Origin of the sequence: Streptomyces puniciscabiei (assembly GCF_006715785.1) — a bacterium.
Classification (GTDB): Bacteria; Actinomycetota; Actinomycetes; order Streptomycetales; family Streptomycetaceae; genus Streptomyces; species Streptomyces puniciscabiei.
Map to the genome: position 1 here is coordinate 5,460,593 of NZ_VFNX01000001.1, position 18,563 is coordinate 5,479,155.

The following is an 18,563-nucleotide window of genomic DNA, read 5'->3' on the forward strand; positions in this document are numbered from 1 at the left end:
AACTTCTACGCGCGTCAATCTCCTGCCTGACGACGGGAGTTGTCAAGGTTTCGGCCATGTACGGCGGCCGACGGGGAGATGAACCGGGCGGCATGGGTGGAAATCCGTCTAGGCTGAGCGGTTGAGCCCGTTCACGGTCCGAGGAGAACCAGCCGATGTCAGACAGCTCGCCCCTGCCGCCCGTACGGCTGCGCCCCGAAGCGGAGCTGGCACACGCCGCGCTGTCCACTCCGCTGCTCTCCCGCGCCGCCCGCCTCGCCCGCTGGGCCGGGCCCGACACCCGCGTGGACGCCGGCGGCGGACTGGTCGAGGAGCAGCTTCCCGCCGCCGCCGAACTACTCGGACTGAGCGGCGAGGACGCCGCCGCGTACGCGAGCGAGGCCTGGCGGGTCGCCGTGGACGCCGGACTGGTCGAGATCGTGGACGAGGAGGCCGGGACGGTCCGGGCCGGCGAGGAGCTGAACCTGCTCACCGGGGGTGCCCCGGCCGATGTGCTGGCCGTGTGGCTCGCCGCGCTGGAGACCGTCATCGCCGACGCGAGCGTCCCCGACCTGGACGATCTGGTCGACGCCCTGGACGAGGGCGGCGAGATCGATTTCTCGTCACTCGACTGGGACCCCGAGGCCGAGGCGGAGTTCCTGGACGGCGTCCTCGGCAACCTCTACCTGCTGACGGTGAGTGAGGACGGCCCGGGCGGGGGCCCGGTCCCGCTGCCCGCCCTCGCCGCCTCGATGATCGTCCCCGACGGCATGGGCGAGCCCACCAACGACGTCCTGGAGCAGGTCTCCGACGCGATGATGCGGCTCGACGACCAGTTCCGGGTACTGGAGCCGGTCGGGCTCGTGGAGTACCAGCCGGTCGACGAGGCGTTGATGGCCGACGCCGAGGAGGAGCCCGCGGCGGCGCCGGACGACACCGACGTCACCCGGTACGGCATGGTCCGGCTCACCCCGCTCGGCGCGTACGGGCTGCGGGCGCGGCTGCTGGAGGCCGGGCTCCAGGCGCCGGCCGTCGGTGAACTCGCCGACAAGGGCGCGGACGCGCTGCTGGACGGCACGGCCGCGTTCGGGCAGGCGGCGGCGCAGGCCGAGACCGAGCAGTGGCTCGCCCGACGCGAACCGCTCGCCGCGGCACGGGAGTTGCTCGCGGCGGCCCGGGGCGCGGACGCGGGCGCCCCGCTGCGCCGGCTGCGCTGCCAGCAGGCCCTGTCCCTGATCGGCGCGGAGGCCGAGCCGGCGCTGCGGGAGGTGCTGGACGATCCGGAACTGGGCGGTCTGGCCCGGGTGTGGCTCAGCGAACGGGGCGCGGTGGGGGTGCCGGCGCCGTCCGAGGAGCTGGTGTTCTGGCTGACCGTCGACACGGTGGCCGCGCAGCTGGCGGCCGAGGGCAACTCCGAGGAGCTGCAGGCGCTGGTGGAGGGGCTGGCCGCGCAGCACAGCGGGTTCTTCTCCGCGGCCTGGCGGGTGGAGCATCCGGCCACCGCCGACGTACTGGAGGCGATGGGGCGGCTGCATCCGGACAAGAAGGTGGCGAAGGAGGCGCGCAAGGCCGCGTTCAAGGCGCGCTCGCAGCACGGGGCCTGACCCGACTCCTTGAGACGGTCATGGGCCGGAGCATACGGATTCTTGAACAAGGGCTCCCGAAGTAGCCCGGCGTTCAACTCGCGTTCAGGGTGTGGCGGGAGCGTGTGCGCCGAACCGAGGTCCGCCACCCTCCACGGCACTCCCACCGTCTCAGGAGACACACCATGTCGCTCACTCGCAGGGACTTCGCCGGAAAATCCGCGATCACCGGCGCCGGGGTCGCCCTGACGGGCAGCGTCGGCGCGCTCGCCACCGCGCCGAACGCTCTGGCCGCGACCGACATCGACAGCGGCGAGGCGGAGCCGGCGCACGGTGGCCACCACGGCGTGGGCTACGGCCCGTTGGTCCCCGATCCGAACGGCATCCTGGCCCTGCCCGCGGGCTTCAGCTACCGGATCGTCACCCACAGCGGCAGGACCAGGCTGGAGTCCGGCGAGTTCACCCCGTCCAACCACGACGGCACCGCCGCCTTCGAGGGCCCCCGCGGCGCCACGCTCCTGGTCAACAACCACGAGCTGAAGGGCCCCCGCGCCAACTGGACGTATCCCGTGCCGCTCACCGAGGGCCTGGTCTACGACCCCGCCGCCTCCGGTGGCTGCACGGTGGTCGAGGTGCGCCGCGACCAGGTCGCCGAGTGGGTCGGCATCGCCGGCACCTCCACCAACTGCGCGGGCGGCAGCACGCCCTGGGGTACCTGGCTGACCTGCGAGGAGACCGAGGACAAGGCCGGCCAGAACGGCATGACCAAGGACCACGGCTATGTCTTCGAGGTCGACCCCGAGGACCGTCGGGCCAACCGCGACCCCCGGCCCGTCAAGGCCCTCGGCCGTTACGCCCACGAGGCCGTCGTCGTCGATCCCGGGCGCGGCCACCTCTACCTGACCGAGGACGCGGCCGGCCCCAACGGCCTGCTCTACCGCTGGACCCCGCCGGAGGGCTTCCGCCACGGCCGCGGCCGACTGCGCACCCTCGCCGAGGACGCCGGGGTGCTCCAGGCCTTCAAGTGCTTCGACTCCGGTGGAAGGTTCGTGGACGACCTGTCCCGCGCCACGAGGATCGGCACGGTCTACGGCGTCGACTGGATCGACGTCCCCGACCGCGACGCCCGGACGGTCCCGGTCCGCAAGCAGTTCACCGACGGCCAGGTCACCCGCGCCCGCAAGCTGGAGGGCATGTGGTGGGGCGACGGCGGGGCCTACATCGTCTCCTCCTACGCCCGCGAGGAGAGCCCGGGCCGGCACGACGGCCAGGTCTGGTTCTACGACCCGCGGCGGCGCACGCTGACGCTGAAGGTCGTGCTCGGCGTGAACCCGGACCCGGGCACGGACGGCGCCTTCGACGGCCCGGACAACATCACCGTCTCCCCGTACGGCGGCCTGGTCATCGCCGAGGACGGCGAGGGCGTCCAGCACCTGTTCGGCGCCACCGAGAGCGGCCGCACCTACCCCATCGCCCGCAACGAACTGAACATCGGTACCGAAGCGGAGCCGGGGTACAGCGAGTTCACCGGCGTCACCTTCTCCCCCGACGGCCGGACCCTGTTCGCCAACATCCAGACGCCCGGCATCATGCTGGCGATCACGGGGCCGTGGAAGCGGCAGCGGCGATAGAAGAAGCTGCGTGCCCTGCCGGCCCCGGAATTAATTCGCTCGCCCGTCCCGCGGCTCCCCTCCTAGAGTGATCCTCGTCCAGGTGCGACAGGCAGGACCTACTTCCGCTGATAACGGGGAGGCCGCGGGTTCGAGTCCCGCCACCGGTACCACAGGCCGGTGTAGCTCAGGGGTGAGAGCACCACACGTCGGTTCCGCCGACCTCGATCTCTGGACACGTAAGACCTCACGCACCTCCCGGTGCGAAGGCAGCGGCTACTTCCCTTTCATGGAATGAAAAACAGCCGCAGCCGATCTGATCTCGGGAGGCGCAGCTCATGGTGGGTGTCCGGTGCGCAGGCAGCGGTTACTTCATCGGACCGGACGGGTACGGGTTCGACTCCCGTCATCGACCCCAGGTCGATGTAGCTCAAGCGGAAGAGCATCTGGCTAAAGTCCGTCGCCGACCCCTGTCCTCGGACACCCTCCATTTGCTGCGCCTCCCTCCGAAACCGCAATGAATTCGGGGGAATTCACCATGGCGCGATTCAACACGCGTGCCGCCAAGGCACAGCCGGTCTCGCCGGTCACCACCACCGGCCGCACCCTGCTCACCCACGAGGGCGGCCGGGGCCACGAGCGGGACGCGCGCTCCGAGCTCTTCCTGCTCGCCGTCTCCAACCTCGTCACGCAGAACACCTTCTACGAGTCCGGCACCGACCGCGACGACCGGTTCGCCCGGCTCGTGCGCGACCTCGCCGTCAGCGACCCGGAGTGGACGGCCGGCCTGCTCGGCTGGCTGCGCGGTGAGGGACACATGCGGACGGCGTCGCTCGTGGGCGCCGCGGAGTACGTGCAGGCGCGTCTCACGGCCGGCGCGACCGGCGGCCCGTCGAACCGGCAGGTCGTGGACCGTGTACTCCAGCGCCCGGACGAGCCGGGCGAGTTGCTGGCGTACTGGACGTCGACGTACGGCCGTGCCCTGCCCAAGCCCGTCAAGCGCGGGGTCGCCGACGCCATACGACGGCTGTACCACGTCAAGTCGCTGCTGAAGTACGACACCGCGTCCAAGGGCTACCGCTTCGGCGACATCCTGAACCTGGTGCACGCGGCACCGGACCCGGACAAGCCGTGGCAGGGCGAGCTGTTCCGGTACGCGCTCGACCGCCGGCACCGCCCGGACACCGCCGTGCCGCCCGCGTCCCTGCCCGTGCTCACCGCGCACCGCGAGCTGATGGCACTGCCGGTGCCGGAGCGGCGGGCGGTCGTCGCCTCGCCCGGCGGCGCCGAGCGGCTCGCGGCGGCCGGCCTCACCTGGGAGGCGCTGGCCGGCTGGCTCCAGGGCCCCATGGACAAGGCGGCCTGGGAGGCCGTGATCCCGTCCATGGGCGCCATGGCGCTGGTGCGCAACCTGCGCAACTTCGACGAGGCCGGGGTGTCCGACGAGGTCGCGGCCCGGGTGGCGGCGAAGATCAGCGACCCGGAGCAGGTCGCGCGCTCGCGGCAGTTCCCCTTCCGCTACCTCGCCGCCTACCGGCACGCGCCGTCGCTGCGCTGGTCGTACCCGCTGGAGCAGGCGCTCGGTCACTCGCTGGCCAACGTGCCCGCGCTGCCGGGCCGGACGCTGGTCCTGGTCGACCGGTCGGGCTCGATGTTCTGGGCGCAGTCCCGGGACCGCTCGGAGCTCACCCGGGCCGACGCGGCGGCGATCTTCGGCACCGCACTCGCGCTGCGGGCGGCCGACGCCGACCTCGTGGAGTTCGGTACGACCAGCAACAAGATCACGTTCCGCAAGGGCGAGTCGGTGCTGAGGATCCTGGAGCGCTTCGGCAACCTGGGCGGCACCGACACCACCGACGCGGTGCGCCGGCACTACAGGAAGCACGACCGGGTGCTGATCGTCACCGACGAGCAGTACGCCCCGAACCGGCACGGCGACCCGACCGCCCAGATCCCGGCCCATGTGCCGGTCTACACCTGGAACCTGGAGGGCTACCGGGCGGGCCACGGCCCGTCGGGAAGCGGGAACCGGCATGTATTCGCCGGCCTTTCGGATGCCGCCTTTCGCATGGTTCCCCTGCTGGAGAGTGGTCGCGACAGCCGTTGGCCGTGGCTTGCCTGAGTTGCCGGAGCGGTGTCGGTACGGCGCTGGGCAATCCCGGCTGGGGCCGGCGCGGGCCGGGTTCGGGATCGGCGTCAGGGAGAGCTGGGAGCAGGCGCTGCGAGACGTCGAGGCGGCGGGCGGCAAGCCGTACGCCATCCCGGCCGGCGCCTCCGACCACTCGCTCGGCGGCCTCGGCTTCGCGCGCCGGGCCCACGAGGTCGCCCAGCGGGATGAGGAGTTGGGCGTCTTCGTCGACAAGGTGATCATCTGCTCGGTGACGGGTCCGCGCAGGCGGGCCTGGTCGCCGGATTACGGGCGATCGAGGAGACGGGCGGACGGCGGCGCCGGGTGATCGGCATCGGCGCGTCGGCCAAGCCCGCCGCCACGGGGACGTACGGCATCCGGACGAGGGAAAGTCGATGGCCGGGCTCATCGGTCTTGTCGGGCGCGGTGGGACCGGCGCGGTCTCCACCGTGCTCCACGCCCGCCTGGGCGGCCGGCCGGCGCTGAACGCCCGCCGTGCCTGCTCCGACGGCAACGGCGGTCCGCAGCAGGTGTCCGCGGTGGCTTCCGCGCAGGCCGTGAGAGGCCTGCTCGGTCATGCGCCGGAGTTCCGGGGCGGCGGCCGTCGGCGGGCGGAGCCATGATGGCGGTGTGCCCCGCCCCTCGACGCCCTCGGCCCCGGCGCCCCGCCCCCCGGCGTCCCCCGCCGCGTCCCGCCCGGCCGAGGAACCCCGTCCGGCGGCCGCCTCCGGCCGCGCCGAGTCGGCCCCCACCCCCCGGACCGCGGTGGCCTGGCTGCCCCCGGCCGAGCTGTGGCCCGCCATCCAAGGCATCCGTGCAGAGCACGACCCGCAGATCCGCCGCTGGCCGCCCCATGTGAACCTGATCTTCGGCTTCGTACCGGAGGAGGACTTCCCGGCGGCGCTCCCGCCGCTGGCCGCCGCGGCCGCCGAGTGCGCGCCCTTCGACATCCGCCTCCACGGCGTCCGTTTCTTCCGCCACCGGTCCTACTCCACCGTGTGGCTCGACCCCGCCGCGGCCGGCGCCGCGCCCTGGACGCGGCTCCGGAGCGTGCTGGCGGAGCCCTTCCCGTCCTGCACGGACCGCTTCCCCACCTTCACCCCGCACCTCTCGCTCGGCCGCACCCGTGCCCCGCGCGTCCTCGCGGCCGAATGCGCCGCCCGGCTCGGCGTGCTGCACGCACGCGTCGCCGAGATCGTGGTGCTCTCCCGCCGCGGCGACGGCCCCATGCGGACGCGCGCCACGATCGGCCTGGGCACCGGCGCCGTACGCCACCACCTCGGGCCGGATCCGGCTACCGGCGGGTACGAGCCACCGGAACGGCACTGAGCGGGCGGGCCGGGTCCCGATAGGATTCGGGGAGAATCCCCGGTTGGCGAGGAGTTCCTGGATGCCGCAGGTCAGGCCCATGCGCGCGGACGCTCGCCGCAACTACGAGCGACTGCTGAAGGTCGCGGCGGAGGCCTTCGCCGAGCATGGGGAGAACGCCTCGCTGGACGACATCGCCAAGCGGGCGGGCGTCGGCTCCGGCACGCTCTACCGCCACTTCCCGACCCGTCAGGCGCTGCTGGAGGCCGCGTACGTGGACCGGATCGAGGCCATGTCGGCCCGGGCCGGCGAGTTCGCCGCACAACTGCCGCCGGGCGAGGCGCTGATGGAGTGGCTGGGCGCGGTGTGTGCCGGGGCGATCCAGGTGCGCGGCCTGAAGGCCCTCCTGGGGTCGGCCGTCACCGACGGCGGCTCGGTCGCGGACACGGCCTGCGGCACCCATATGAAGGACGCGGCACGGCGGCTGGTGGAGGCGGCCCAGCGGGAGGGCAGCCTGCGGGAGGACGTCGAGCCGATCGAGGTCCTGCGCCTCGCCCATGGCGTGGCCTCGGCGTCGGAGCTCGCGGACGGGCAGGGGAGGCAGATCCGCCGCTATCTGTCGCTGCTGATGGACGGACTGCGGCCGGGCGGGGAGGCCTGAGAGCCGGGCGCCCCTGACGGACGGGGGCGCCGCCGGCTGTCGTACGGCCGTCTACAGAGCCCGCGCCCCCGGCTCCACCATGTTGCGCACCGTCCGGGCCTTCACGAAGTCGCCCAGCGCCGTCATGTCCCACTCGCCGGAGAACTGGCGGATGAGCTTGGCCATCATCACGCCCGTCTGGGGCTCGGCGTGGGTGAGGTCGAAGCGGACCAGTTCCTCGCCGGTGGTGCCGTCCAGCAGACGGCAGTAGGCCTTGGCGACCTCGGTGAACTTCTGGCCGGAGAAGGAGTTGACCGTGAAGACCAGGCCGGTGACCTCCTGGGGGAGACGGCCGAGGTCGACCGTGATCACCTCGTCGTCGCCCGCGCCCTCGCCGGTGAGGTTGTCGCCGGAGTGCCTGATCGCGCCGTTCAGGATCGTCAGCTTGCCGAAGTAGCAGCTGTCGAGGTGGTTGCGCTGCGGGCCGTAGGCGATGACCGAGGCGTCCAGGTCGATGTCCGCACCGCGGAACGCCGGCTCCCAGCCGAGCCCCATCCTGACCTGGGAGAGCAGCGGGCGGCCGCCCTTGATCAGGGAGACGGTCTGGTTCTTCTGGAGGCTGACCCGGCCCTTGTCGAGGTTGATCTTCCCGGCGCCCGGGGCGGGAGCGGGCGGGGCCGGCGGGGTGACCGGTGTCTGCACGGTGGGCCCCGGCGGAGCCACCGGCTGCGGCGGCGCGGCCGGCTGCGGCGGGGCCGCCGGGGCTGCCGCCGGCTCCTCCACCGTCACCCCGAAGTCCGTGGCGATGCCGGCCAGCCCGTTGGCGTACCCCTGGCCGACCGCGCGGGCCTTCCAGACGCCGCCCCGGCGGTAGATCTCCACGACGACCAGCGCCGTCTCCGCACCGAGCTGCGGCGGGGTGAACGTGGCCAGCACCGAGCCGCCGTCCGCGTCGCGGATCGTGGCCGTCGGCTCGATGCCGTGGAAGGTCTGGCCGGCCGCGTCCGGGCTGGCCGTGACCACGATCTTCTCGATGTCCGGCGGGACGGCGGCGGTGTCGACCGTGATCGCGTCGGGGGCCGTACCCCCGCCGGACGCGTGGTTCACACCCGGGCCCGTGGGCTGGTTGTAGAAGATGAAGTCGTCGTCCGAGCGCACCTTGCCGTCGGCGGTGAGCAGCAGGCCCGACACGTCGAGCCGCACCGGAGCGGCGACGTCCACCGTCACGCGCGCGGCGGAGAGAGGGATGTTCGAGCCAGGGGTCATAGCTGTCATGCCGGATGAACGAACGACACCGCTTTACCGTTCCCTTACCCGACCCCCATTCGGCTCAGGGTCCCACCCCGAGGCGGCTCAGGGTACGACCACGATCTTCCGCCCCACGCCCGCCGCGAACTGCTCCAGGGCCTGCGGGTACCGCGCCAGCGGGATCCGGTCGCTGATGAACACCTCTGGGTCCAGCACCCCGTTCGCGAACAGCTCGGCCGCCCGCTCGAAGCTGTGCAGCACCGCCATGGAGCCGGTGATGGTGATCTCCTGGTTGTAGATGCGGTACGGGTCGATCGTCACCCGGGTCGCGTAGTCGGCGACCCCGAACTGCAGGAACGTGCCCGCCTTCGCCACCCGGTCCAGGCCGTCCTGGATGGCCGCCGCGTTGCCGGTCGCGTCCACGACGACGTCCCAGCCCTGCGGCCGGTCCAGCTCGTCCGCGTTCCCCGCCGACGCCGAGACGCCCAGTCGTCGCGCGGTCTCCAGCCGCGCCGGGTTCACGTCGACCACGTCCACGCTCGCCGCGCCCGTCCGCTTGGCCAGCTCCAGCATCATCAGACCCATGGTGCCGGAGCCGTAGATCAGGACGTGGGCGCCGAGGCGGGACTGCAGGACGTCGTACCCGCGCACCGCGCAGGACAGCGGCTCCACCAGCGCCGCGTCCTCGGTGCGCACGTGCTCGGGCAGCTTCACGCAGTTCGCCACCGGCGCGACGGCGTACTGCGCCGCTCCGCCGGCCGTGGTCACACCGATCGCGGCCCAGCGTTCGCACAGGTTGTTGTGGCCGGTACGGCAGTAGCGGCACTCGTAGCAGTACAGGGAGGGGTCCACGGCCACCCGGTCGCCGACCGCGACCTCGGTGACCTGGCCGCCGACGCCGACCACCTCGCCCGCGAACTCGTGGCCGGGGACGATCGGCAGCTTGGGCGCGAACTCGCCCTGGAGGATGTGCAGATCGGTGCCGCACAGCCCGCAGGCGGCCACTTCCACGACGACCTCCCGGGGGCCCGGAGCCGGGTCCGGCACCTCGGTGACCACGGCGCGGCCCACGGACTCGATGACGGCGGCCTTCATTTCACGGCTCCCAACGACAGGCCCTGGACCAGCTTGTCCTGGGCGGCGAACCCCGCGGCGAGCACCGGCAGGGAGACGACGAGCGACGCGGCGCACACCTTGGCCAGGAACAGGCCCTGGCTGGTGATGAAGCCGGTCAGGAAGACGGGGGCGGTCTCGGCGACCACGCCCGTCAGGACTCGGGCGAACAGCAGCTCGTTCCAGCTGAAGATGAAGCAGATCAGCGCCGTGGCGGCGATGCCGGGCAGGGCGATCGGGGCGACCACGCGCGCGAGGATGGTCGGCAGCCGGGCGCCGTCGATCTGCGCCGCCTCGATCACCGCCACTGGGACCTCGGCGAGGAAGGACTGCATCATCCACACCGCGATCGGCAGGTTCATGGAGGTGTAGAGGATGACCAGGAGCCAGATGTTGTCGAGCATCCCGGTGTTCTTCGCGAAGAGGTAGATCGGCAGCAGGCCGGCCACCACCGGCAGCATCTTCGTGGACAGGAAGAAGAACAGGACGTCCGTCCACTTGCGGACCCGCCGGACGGACAGCGCGTACGCCGCCGGGAGGGCGAGGAGCAGCACGCAGACCGTCGACACCACCGAGGCCACGGTGGAGTTGACCAGCGCGGGCCAGGGGCTCGCGCCGCCGCCCGCCCCGAAGAACTCGCGGTAGCCGTCGAGGGTCAGCGAGGCGGCGAAGGACGGCGGGTTGGTCGCCGCGTCCGCCTCCGAGTGGAAGGACGTCAGCGCCATCCAGGCGATGGGCAGGAAGAACACGATCCCGACCAGCCAGGCCACGAGACCCAGCCCGTTTCTGCGGATCACGGCGTTCATGCGCGGGACACCTCCTCGCGGAACAGGGACGACACCACGCGCAGGGCGAAGGTCGCGATGACGATCGAGCCGATGACCACCAGGACGCCGGCGGCCGAGGCGAGGCCGTTCTCGTGGGCCTGGTAGAAGCTCTGGTAGACGGTGTAGGGCAGGTTGGCGGTGCCGAGCCCGCCGGACGTGATCGTGAAGACCGCGTCGAAGTTCTGGACGATGTAGATCGAGCCCAGCAGGGCGCCGAGTTCGAGATAGCGGCGCAGGTGCGGGAGCGTCAGATGGCGGAAGACCTGCCAGTCGTTCGCGCCGTCCACCCGGGCGGCCTCGATCTGCTCGGGGTCACGGCTCTGCAGCCCGGCGAGCAGGATCAGCATCATGAACGGCGTCCACTGCCACACCAGGGAGGCCTCGACCGCGAGCAGCGGGGTGTTGGAGATCCAGTCGGGCTGTGGGCCGCCCACATAGTGCAACAACCCATTGAGCAGTCCGTATTCGGGGTTGTACAGCACATGCTTCCAGAGCAGGGCCGCGGCCACCGGGACGACGAGGAACGGGGCGATCAGCAGCGTGCGGACGACGCCCCGGCCGCGGAACTTGCGGTCCAGGAGCAGGGCCAGCGCCAGCCCGAGGACCAGGCTGACCAGCACCACCGTCACCGTGAGCAGCACGGTCGTCCAGACCGAGTGGCGCAGGTCCGCGTCGGTCAGCACCTGACGGTAGTTGTCCAGCCCGGTGAAGTGGCGGGCCTTGGGGTAGAGGGCGTTCCAGTCGAAGAAGGAGATCACCAGCGTGGCCACGAACGGCAGCTGGGTCACGACGATCATGAAGACGAGGGCGGGCAGGAGGGGGGCCCGGGTGGCCCAGGCGCGCAGGCGGGCGGAGGGCTGCCGCGCGGCGCGTACCGGTGTGGCGGCGAGGGGTGCTGTCGTCGCGGTCATCGTCCCTCGTACTCCTTGGATATCTTCTCGGCGAGCGCCTGCGAGTTCTTCAGGGCCGTCTCGACGGACTGGCGTCCGGCGATGGCCGCGCTGATCTCCTGGGAGACCTTGGTGCCGAGGTCGGTGAACTCGGGGATGTCGACGAACTGGATGCCGGGCGCGGGGCGCGGCTGTACGCCGGGGTCGTTCGGGCGGGCGCTCTCGATGGCCTGCTTCGTCATGTCCTGGAAGGCGGCGGCCGACCTGCGGTAGTCGGCGTTGGTGTACGTCGAAGCCCGCTTGCCCGCCGGGACGTTCGGCCAGCCGCTGGTCTCGCCGACCAGCTGCTCGTACTCCTTACTGGACGCCCAGGACACGAACTTCCAGGCCTTGTCCGGGTTGCGGGAGGCCTGCTGGATGCCCCAGGCCCAGGTGTAGAGCCAGCCGGAGGACGGGGTCTTCTCCACGGGGGCGGGGGCGTAGCCGAGCTTGCCCTTGACGGGGGAGCCCTTCGCCTCCAGCAGGCCGGCCGCGGAGGTGGCGTCGTACCACATGGCGACCTTGCCCTGGGTCATGTCGTTGAGGCACTCGGCGAAGCCGGACTGGGCGGCGCCGGACTCGCCGTGCGCGCGGACCAGGTCGACATAGAACTTCGTCGCCTTCTCGAACTCGGGGGAGTCGAGGTGGGCCTTCCAGTTCCTGTCGAACCAGGTGCCGCCGAAGGTGTTCACCACGGTGGTCAGCGGCGCGATCATCTCGCCCCAGCCGGGCAGGCCGCGCAGACAGATGCCCTTCATGCCGGACCGCGCGCCGTCCACCTGTGCGGCGAGGTCGGCGACCTGCGTCCACGTGGGGTGCGCCGGCATGGTCAGGCCCTTCGCCGCGAACACGTCCTTGCGGTACATCAGGAAGGACGACTCGCCGTAGAAGGGCTGGCCGTAGAGCTTGCCGTCGGAGGCGGTCAGGGACTGGCGCATGGGGCCCAGGACGTCCTGTTCGTCGTACGACGGGTCCTTGGCGACGTAGGAGTTCATCTCGTGCAGCCAGCCGTTGCGGGCGTAGATGGGTATCTCGTAGTTGCTCAGGGTCGCCACGTCGTACTGCCCGGCCTGGTTGGCGAAGTCCTGGCTGATCTTGTCGCGGACGTCGTTCTCGGGCAGGACCGTGAAGTTGACCTTGATGCCGGTCTCCTTGGTGAAGCGGGGGGCGAGCTTCTGGAGTTCGGTCATCTGGGGGTTGTTGACCATCAGCACGTTGATGGAGTCGCCGCCGGAACCGGTCCCGCCCGCACCGACCCAGCAGCCGGAGAGCAGCGGGGCGAGCAGCGTCCCTGCGGCGGCCATGGCGAGCGTGGCTCGCGGCCTCCGTCGGCTCTGGGTTCGCATGGATCGCTCCTGGAGATATCTGGATATAAGGGGCACTTGGAGGTGCGGAGCGCCCCCAAGGGGAGTGGGTTGTACTTTCGGACTCGGACTTCTCAGACCCTGATGACCTGCGGGCCCAGCAGGGAGTAGCGGTGGGCCTCGGCGGCCGGGAGCTGGGTGCTCGTCACGATCGCCTCCAGCGCGCCGATCTCGGCGAACCGGCAGAAGCTGACCGCGCCGAACTTGGTGTGCACGCCCGCGAAGACGGTCCGGCGCGCGGCCCGTATCGCCTGCGCCTTGACCTCGCTGACCGCCGGGTCGGGCGTGGTCAGGCCGTGCTCGCGGGAGATGCCGTTGGCGCCGATGTAGGCGAGGTCGAGGACGAAACCGGCCAGCATCTTCGTCGTCCAGTGGTCGACCGTGGCCAGCGTGCCGGCCCGCACCCGGCCACCGAGCAGCAGCACCGAGATCTGCTCGGCCTCCGCCAGGGCGCCCGCGACCGGCAGGGACGCGGTGACCACGGTCAGCGGCCGGTCCGCCGGCAGGGCCTCGGCGATGAGCTGCGGGGTGAAGCCCTCGTCGACGAAGACCGTCTCCGCGTCCCCGAGCAGCTCGGCCGCCGCGGCCGCGATCCGGCGCTTCTCGGGCACGTGGCTGGTGGCGCGGAAGGCGAGCGTCGTCTCGAAGCCGGCGCTCTCCACCGGGTAGGCGCCGCCGTGCGTACGGCGGACCAGGCCGTGGTCCTCCAGGGCGCGCAGATCGCGCCGGATGGTCTCCTTGGCCACGCCCAGCTCCAAGGCGAGTGCGGTGACGTCGACCGAGCCGGTGGCGCGTGCGGCCCGCACGATCTCGCGCTGGCGTTCCTCCGCCGTCCTGATGGTCATGTCGTCACCCACTTCCCTGTGGAGCTGCCCGTTCGGGCCCATGGGGGAAGTTCTACCGTCGGTCTCCGGTGCTGACCAGGCCTGTTGCGGGCCCGATACTGCCCGTTCGTGCCCGTTCACCGAGGGCGGTGCCCGGCTCGGACCTGCGCGGCCGTGCCCCGCGGGGTGGGAGCGGGCGTACCGGATGCCCGAATACGGCGGCGGGCGGGCCCGTTCGGTGCCCGCCCGCGCGCGTGAGCGATCGTTTTGCGCCGCCCGGGCGCCTTGGACGGTTGCCCGAGGCGCCCGGGAAGCTCAGTACGGCCAGATCGGCGGGTCGTTCACGAAGTGCCCACCGAGGTGGCTGTGCGCCGGGTTCTGCGGGTCCAGCTCGCCCTGCTCGGCGATCAGCTTCTCGGCGTACGGCTCGGAGTCGTCCTGCGGCTCGTAACCGAGGGCCCGCGCGGTGGTCAGGTCCCACCACAGCCGGGTGTTGGCGGAGGAGCCGTAGACGACGGTGTGGCCGACCCCCTCGGCGGTCAGGGCCGCGTGGAAGAGGCGGGCGCCGTCGGCCGGGCTCATCCACACCGAGAGCATGCGCACGCTGGTCGGCTCCGGGAAGCAGGAGCCGATGCGCACGGAAACGGTCTCCAGGCCGTGCTTGTCCCAGTACAGCTGGGCGAGGTCCTCGCCGAAGGCCTTGGACAGGCCGTAGAAGGTGTCCGGGCGGCGCGGGGTGTCGATCGGGATCAGGGGCTCGCCCGCGCGCGGGGCCGGGGTGAAGCCGACGGCGTGGTTGGAGGAGGCGAAGACGATCCGGGGCACGCCCTCCTGGCGGGCGGCCTCGTAGAGGTGGTAGGTGCCCTCGATGTTGGACTTCAGGATCTTCTCGAAGGGGGCCTCCAGGGAGATGCCCGCGAGGTGCAGGATCGCGTCCACGCCCCGGACGGCCTCGCGCAGGGCGGCCGTGTCGCTGAGGTCGGCGGTGATCGCGTCCGGCGCGTCCTCGATGGGGCGCACGTCGAACAGGCGCAGCGTGTAGCCGTACTCCGGCAGCAGGGACCGCATCAGGGTGCCGAGTCCGCCGGCGGCGCCGGTGAGCAGAACGGTGCGGGGAGCGGGCATCCTCGGTTCTCCTTGCGGCCGGCATTCACATACGTGGACACGCTAGAGAGGTTCGCCGTGCACCGTCAAGTCTCGCGTGAGGTCGGTGAATTCGCTTCAGGTGGTGCGGGTTTGCCTGCTTGACCTGCCACAGGAAGGCCCCGTAGCGTGGTCGCGTTCAGAAATATGGACGAGGATCAGAGGCATGCACCGACGTGTGCGACGCCGGCGTGTCCCAAGGGAGAGCCCGTTGACGCCAGCCCCTCTCACCGAACGGCTCCGTGCACCGGGCGGGCCGCTCTTCTTCCCTGTCACGGCCTTCGGCCCCGACGGCTCGCTCGACCTCGACGTCTACCGCACACACGTCCGCCGGGGCGTCGCCGCCGGTGCCGCCGCCGTGTTCGCCTGCTGCGGCACCGGGGAGTTCCACGCCCTGCTGCCGGAGGAGTTCGAGGCCTGCGTCCGGGTGGCCGTGGAGGCGGCCGAGGGGCGTGTCCCGGTGGTAGCCGGCGCCGGCTACGGCACCGCGCTCGCCGCGCGCTACGCCCGGCTCGCCGAGCGGGCCGGCGCGGACGGTCTCCTCGCCATGCCGCCGTACCTCGTCCTCGCCGGTCAGGAGGGCCTGCTGCGGCACTACCGGGAGCTCGCCGCGGCCACCGGCCTGCCGGTCGTCGTCTACCAGCGCGACAACGCCGTCTTCACCCCGCGCACGGTGGTGGAACTCGCCCGCACCGACGGGATCGTCGGCCTCAAGGACGGCCTCGGCGACCTCGACCTGATGCAGCGGATCATCAGCGCCGTCCGTACCGAGGTCCCCGGCGACTTCCTGTACTTCAACGGCCTGCCCACCGCCGAGCAGACCCAGCTCGCCTACCACGCCCTCGGCGTCCCCCTGTACTCCTCGGCCGTCTTCTGCTTCGCCCCCGAGATCGCCCTCGCCTACCACCGGGCCCTGACCGCGGGCCGCACCGCGACCCTGCGGCGCCTCCTGGACGGGTTCTACCGCCCGTTCGTGGAACTGCGCGCCCAGGGCCGCGGCTACGCCGTCTCGCTCGTCAAGGCGGGCGTACGGCTGCGCGGCCTGGACGTCGGCGAGGTCCGGCCCCCGCTGCACGAGCCGGCGGAGGACCATGTGAAACAACTCGCCCAGCTGATCGAGCGGGGCTGCGCGCTGCTGGAGGAGGACGCGTGAGCGAGCGGGCTGCGGCCGCGAGACGGACGCGTGGGCGAACGGCGACACGGCCCGCAGGACGACGCGTGTGCGTGCGTGGGTGTGGCTCGGGGGAGGGCGTGGGCGTGCGTCTTCCCGGCTCGGGCGAGGGCGTGGGCGTGCGTCGGCACCGCTCGGGCGAGTACATGAGCGCGCGTCGGTACCGCTCGGAGGAGGCTGCGTGAAGGCGTCGGCGTTCGTCTACCCCTGGGACGTCAACGGGGACCCGGAGGCGCCCGCGCGCATCGCCGGGCTCGGCGTGCGGCAGGTCACCCTCGCCGCCGCCTACCACTCCACCCGCGCCCTGACCCCCCGCCACCCCCGCCACCGCGTCGTCACCGCCGAGTACGCGGCCGTCCTCTACCCGCCGGACCACCGCTGGGCGGGCCGCGGCATCAGGCCGTACCCCGCCGGCCGCTGGGCCCCCGGCGACGCCTACGGAGAGGCGGCGGCGGCCCTGGCCGCGGCGGGCCTTCAGGTGCACACCTGGGTCGTCCTCGCCCACAACTCCCGCCTGGGCGCCGAGCACCCGGACACCTCGGTGGTCAACGCCTACGGCGACCGCTACCCCTGGGCGCCCTGCATCGCCCAGCCCGCCACGCGCGCGTACCTGGTCGACCTGGCCGCCGAGGCCGCCGTACGCCCCGGCGCGCACGGCACCGAACTGGAGTCCCTCGGCTGGTACGGGCTCCAGCACCTGCACGCCCACGACAAGACCGGCGGTGTCGCCCTCGGGGAGGCCGGGCAGTACCTGATGTCCCTGTGCTTCTGCCCGTCCTGCCGCGCCGGGTACGCCGGGCAGGGCCTGGATCCCGATGAGCTGGCCGCGTCCGTGCGGGCCGCGCTGGAGCCGCTGTGGCGGGGCGCGGCGGACGACGAGGGCTGGCCGACGGTCGGGAAGCTGCTCGGCGAGGAGAACGCGGCCCGCACACGCGCGTGGCGCGAGGAAACCGCAGGCACCCTCCAGGAGGAGGCCGTCGCCGCCGTACGCGCCGCCGCACCGGCCGGCTTCCAGGTCCTGCTGCACGCCGACCCGGTCTCCTACCACTGCGGCGCCAACGCCGGCGTCGACCCCGCCCGCGTCCTCGCCGTCGCCGACGGCGTGGTGGTGCCCTGCACGGGCGGTACGGCCCTGCTGGCGCCCTTCGCCGAAGCGGCCGGGGAGCGGACGGTGCTGGCCGCCAACCTCACCGTCGTCTCCGGGATGGGCGGCAGCCCCGGCACCCTCGCGGCGGACGCGGCACGCGCGCGTGCCCAGGGCGCGACCGAACTGCGGCTCTATCACGCCGGGTTGGCGTCGGACGGCGACCTCACCTCGGTGCGCGAGGCGCTGTCCGCGCGCTGAGCCAGGGACGCCGCCGTACCGAGCAGCGCGAGGCCGTAGACCGGCAACAGCACTGCGGGCGGGGCGAGTTCGACCAGACCCGCGCCCACGGCGAGCCCGACGACATTGGGCGTGAAGACCAGGGTGCTCGCGGTGGCCGTCGCCCGGCCGAGCAGGGGGCCGGGCGTCTCCCGCTGGACGGCGGTGAACGTGGCGACGAGCACACAGGGCAGCCCGAGACCGCCCGCCGCGGACGACGCGAGGGCCACCGCGTCCGACGGCACGGCGCGCGCGGCCACCGCGAGCGCCGTCAGCGCGATCCCGGCCGCCGCGAACCGGCGCGCGCCCAGCCGCCGCAGCGCTGCGCCCGAGACGAGCCCCGCCGTCACCGAACCGGCACCCTGGACGGCGTACAGCACGCCGGTGTACGCGGGGGAGTGACCGAGACGATCGACGACGGCGTACAGCGTCGTGCTGCACAGGGCGGTCAGGAGCATCGTCGCACCGCCGGCCCGGACCAGCGGGCGCAGGCCGGGGTGCCCCCACAGGTGCCGGACCCCTGCCACGGTGTCCTCGCGTCGGCTGCCGCCGGACCGGGCGGGCCGCTCCTCGCGCACCCGCAGCAGCGCGTACAGCCCGGCGGCGACCGCGAAGGTGCCCGCGTCCAGGCAGGCGACGGCCGGACCGCCGAAGGCCGTGTACAGGCCCGCCCCGGTCAGCGGGGCGACGAGCTTCATGCCCTCGGTGACGGCCATGCGCAGCCCGTTGAAGTCGCCGAGGCGCTCCGCGCCGATCGCCGCGGTCACCAGGGCCGACTCCGCCGCGTCATGGACGACCTCGGCGGCGCCGTAGACCAGCAGGACGGTGAAGAGCAGCCACAGGCCGCCCGGGGAGCCCACGGTGCACAGGGTGGGCAGCAGGGCCGCCAGGCCCGCGTTCAGGGCAACCAGCAGGGGCTTGCGGCGGACGCGGTCGGCGATCGTGCCCAGTGCCGGGCCCGCCAGGGTGGGCGCCCACATGGCGAGCATGCACAGCGCGGCCGGGCCGTCGGACCCGGTGAGGTCCTTCACCCACACGCCCGACGCCAGGAACAGCGCGGAGTTGCCGAAGCCCGACACCACCACCGCCGCCAGATACAGCCCCGCGTCGCGGTCCCGCAGCACGCGGAGCAGGGTCCAGGAAGTCGTCATGCCTGCTCATCGTGGGTCTAAGGCGGGCGGGCGCGGATCGGTCAGGTGCCTTATCCCGGAGGGCCGGCCGGCGGCAGTCCGTGCCTGGGCGGCGGGAACCGTGGCGGCGGCCGCGCGCCACCGATGAGTTCTCGCGCCCCGGGCGGTCTGCCCTTCGTACGAGGAGTGCGACCGCGAAGGAG

General features: G+C 72.5%; 15 protein-coding genes and 1 pseudogene. 8 read left to right on the plus strand and 8 right to left on the minus strand.

What is annotated here, in order from left to right; all coding sequences use genetic code 11:
• Positions 1 to 155: 155 nt before the first annotated feature.
• From FB563_RS25250 to FB563_RS25275, 6 genes and pseudogenes are all read left to right on the plus strand, one after another.
• Positions 156 to 1,583, plus strand: a complete 1,428-nt coding sequence (locus tag FB563_RS25250; RefSeq protein WP_055707864.1) for a hypothetical protein — start codon at positions 156 to 158, stop codon at positions 1,581 to 1,583.
• Positions 1,584 to 1,747: 164 nt separating this feature from the next.
• On the plus strand, positions 1,748 to 3,193 hold the full coding sequence (locus tag FB563_RS25255; protein WP_055707865.1) for an alkaline phosphatase PhoX: 1,446 nt from the start codon (positions 1,748 to 1,750) through the stop codon (positions 3,191 to 3,193).
• A 517-nt stretch (positions 3,194 to 3,710) separates the two neighbouring features.
• Positions 3,711 to 5,294, plus strand: coding sequence for a TROVE domain-containing protein (locus tag FB563_RS25260; protein ID WP_055707867.1), 1,584 nt, complete (start codon positions 3,711 to 3,713; stop codon positions 5,292 to 5,294).
• A gap of 52 nt (positions 5,295 to 5,346) precedes the next feature.
• Positions 5,347 to 5,806: pseudogene (locus tag FB563_RS25265) on the plus strand (PALP domain-containing protein); the annotation flags it as partial.
• Positions 5,807 to 5,930: 124 nt separating this feature from the next.
• The gene (locus FB563_RS25270) at positions 5,931 to 6,629 is read left to right on the plus strand and encodes a 2'-5' RNA ligase family protein (RefSeq protein ID WP_244329033.1); all 699 of its coding nucleotides are present in this window, start codon (positions 5,931 to 5,933) and stop codon (positions 6,627 to 6,629) included.
• 61 nt (positions 6,630 to 6,690) lie between these two features.
• The gene (locus FB563_RS25275; protein ID WP_055709536.1) at positions 6,691 to 7,269 is read left to right on the plus strand and encodes a TetR/AcrR family transcriptional regulator; all 579 of its coding nucleotides are present in this window, start codon (positions 6,691 to 6,693) and stop codon (positions 7,267 to 7,269) included.
• Positions 7,270 to 7,320: 51 nt separating this feature from the next.
• On the opposite strand, the gene FB563_RS25280 is transcribed toward FB563_RS25275, so the two are convergent.
• From FB563_RS25280 to FB563_RS25310, 7 genes are all read right to left on the minus strand, one after another.
• Positions 7,321 to 8,514, minus strand: a complete 1,194-nt coding sequence (locus tag FB563_RS25280) for a TerD family protein (RefSeq protein WP_055709537.1) — start codon at positions 8,512 to 8,514, stop codon at positions 7,321 to 7,323.
• Positions 8,515 to 8,601: 87 nt separating this feature from the next.
• Positions 8,602 to 9,591 carry a zinc-dependent alcohol dehydrogenase family protein gene (locus tag FB563_RS25285; RefSeq protein ID WP_055709538.1) on the minus strand — a complete coding sequence of 330 codons (990 nt, stop codon included), beginning with the start codon at positions 9,589 to 9,591 and terminating at the stop codon, positions 8,602 to 8,604.
• Positions 9,588 to 10,415: a carbohydrate ABC transporter permease gene (locus FB563_RS25290; protein ID WP_055709539.1), complete on the minus strand. Its 828-nt coding sequence runs from the start codon at positions 10,413 to 10,415 to the stop codon at positions 9,588 to 9,590. The genes FB563_RS25285 and FB563_RS25290 overlap by 4 nt, the downstream gene beginning before the upstream one ends.
• Positions 10,412 to 11,347 carry a carbohydrate ABC transporter permease gene (locus tag FB563_RS25295; protein ID WP_055709540.1) on the minus strand — a complete coding sequence of 312 codons (936 nt, stop codon included), beginning with the start codon at positions 11,345 to 11,347 and terminating at the stop codon, positions 10,412 to 10,414. Before FB563_RS25295 ends, FB563_RS25290 begins: the two co-directional genes overlap by 4 nt.
• Entirely contained in the window at positions 11,344 to 12,711 is a 1,368-nt protein-coding gene (locus tag FB563_RS25300; RefSeq protein WP_055709541.1) for an ABC transporter substrate-binding protein, read from the minus strand. Before FB563_RS25300 ends, FB563_RS25295 begins: the two co-directional genes overlap by 4 nt.
• Positions 12,712 to 12,803: 92 nt before the next feature.
• Positions 12,804 to 13,574 (minus strand): DeoR/GlpR family DNA-binding transcription regulator, encoded by a 771-nt coding sequence (locus tag FB563_RS25305; RefSeq protein ID WP_055709545.1) that lies wholly within the window; start codon positions 13,572 to 13,574, stop codon positions 12,804 to 12,806.
• Positions 13,575 to 13,868: 294 nt separating this feature from the next.
• A complete protein-coding gene (locus FB563_RS25310; protein WP_055709542.1) occupies positions 13,869 to 14,678 on the minus strand; it encodes an NAD-dependent epimerase/dehydratase family protein in 810 nt (269 codons plus the stop codon).
• A gap of 229 nt (positions 14,679 to 14,907) precedes the next feature.
• On the opposite strand from FB563_RS25310, the gene FB563_RS25315 reads away from it, so the two are divergent.
• Both FB563_RS25315 and FB563_RS25320 read left to right on the plus strand, forming a co-directional pair.
• Complete coding sequence (locus FB563_RS25315; RefSeq protein WP_055709543.1) at positions 14,908 to 15,849, plus strand: 5-dehydro-4-deoxyglucarate dehydratase; 942 nt, start codon at positions 14,908 to 14,910, stop codon at positions 15,847 to 15,849.
• A 199-nt stretch (positions 15,850 to 16,048) separates the two neighbouring features.
• Entirely contained in the window at positions 16,049 to 17,212 is a 1,164-nt protein-coding gene (locus FB563_RS25320; protein ID WP_142218917.1) for a hypothetical protein, read from the plus strand.
• Here the strand turns inward: FB563_RS25320 and FB563_RS25325 are convergent.
• Entirely contained in the window at positions 17,149 to 18,381 is a 1,233-nt protein-coding gene (locus FB563_RS25325; protein ID WP_055703509.1) for an MFS transporter, read from the minus strand. The genes FB563_RS25320 and FB563_RS25325 overlap by 64 nt on opposite strands.
• Positions 18,382 to 18,563: the final 182 nt, after the last annotated feature.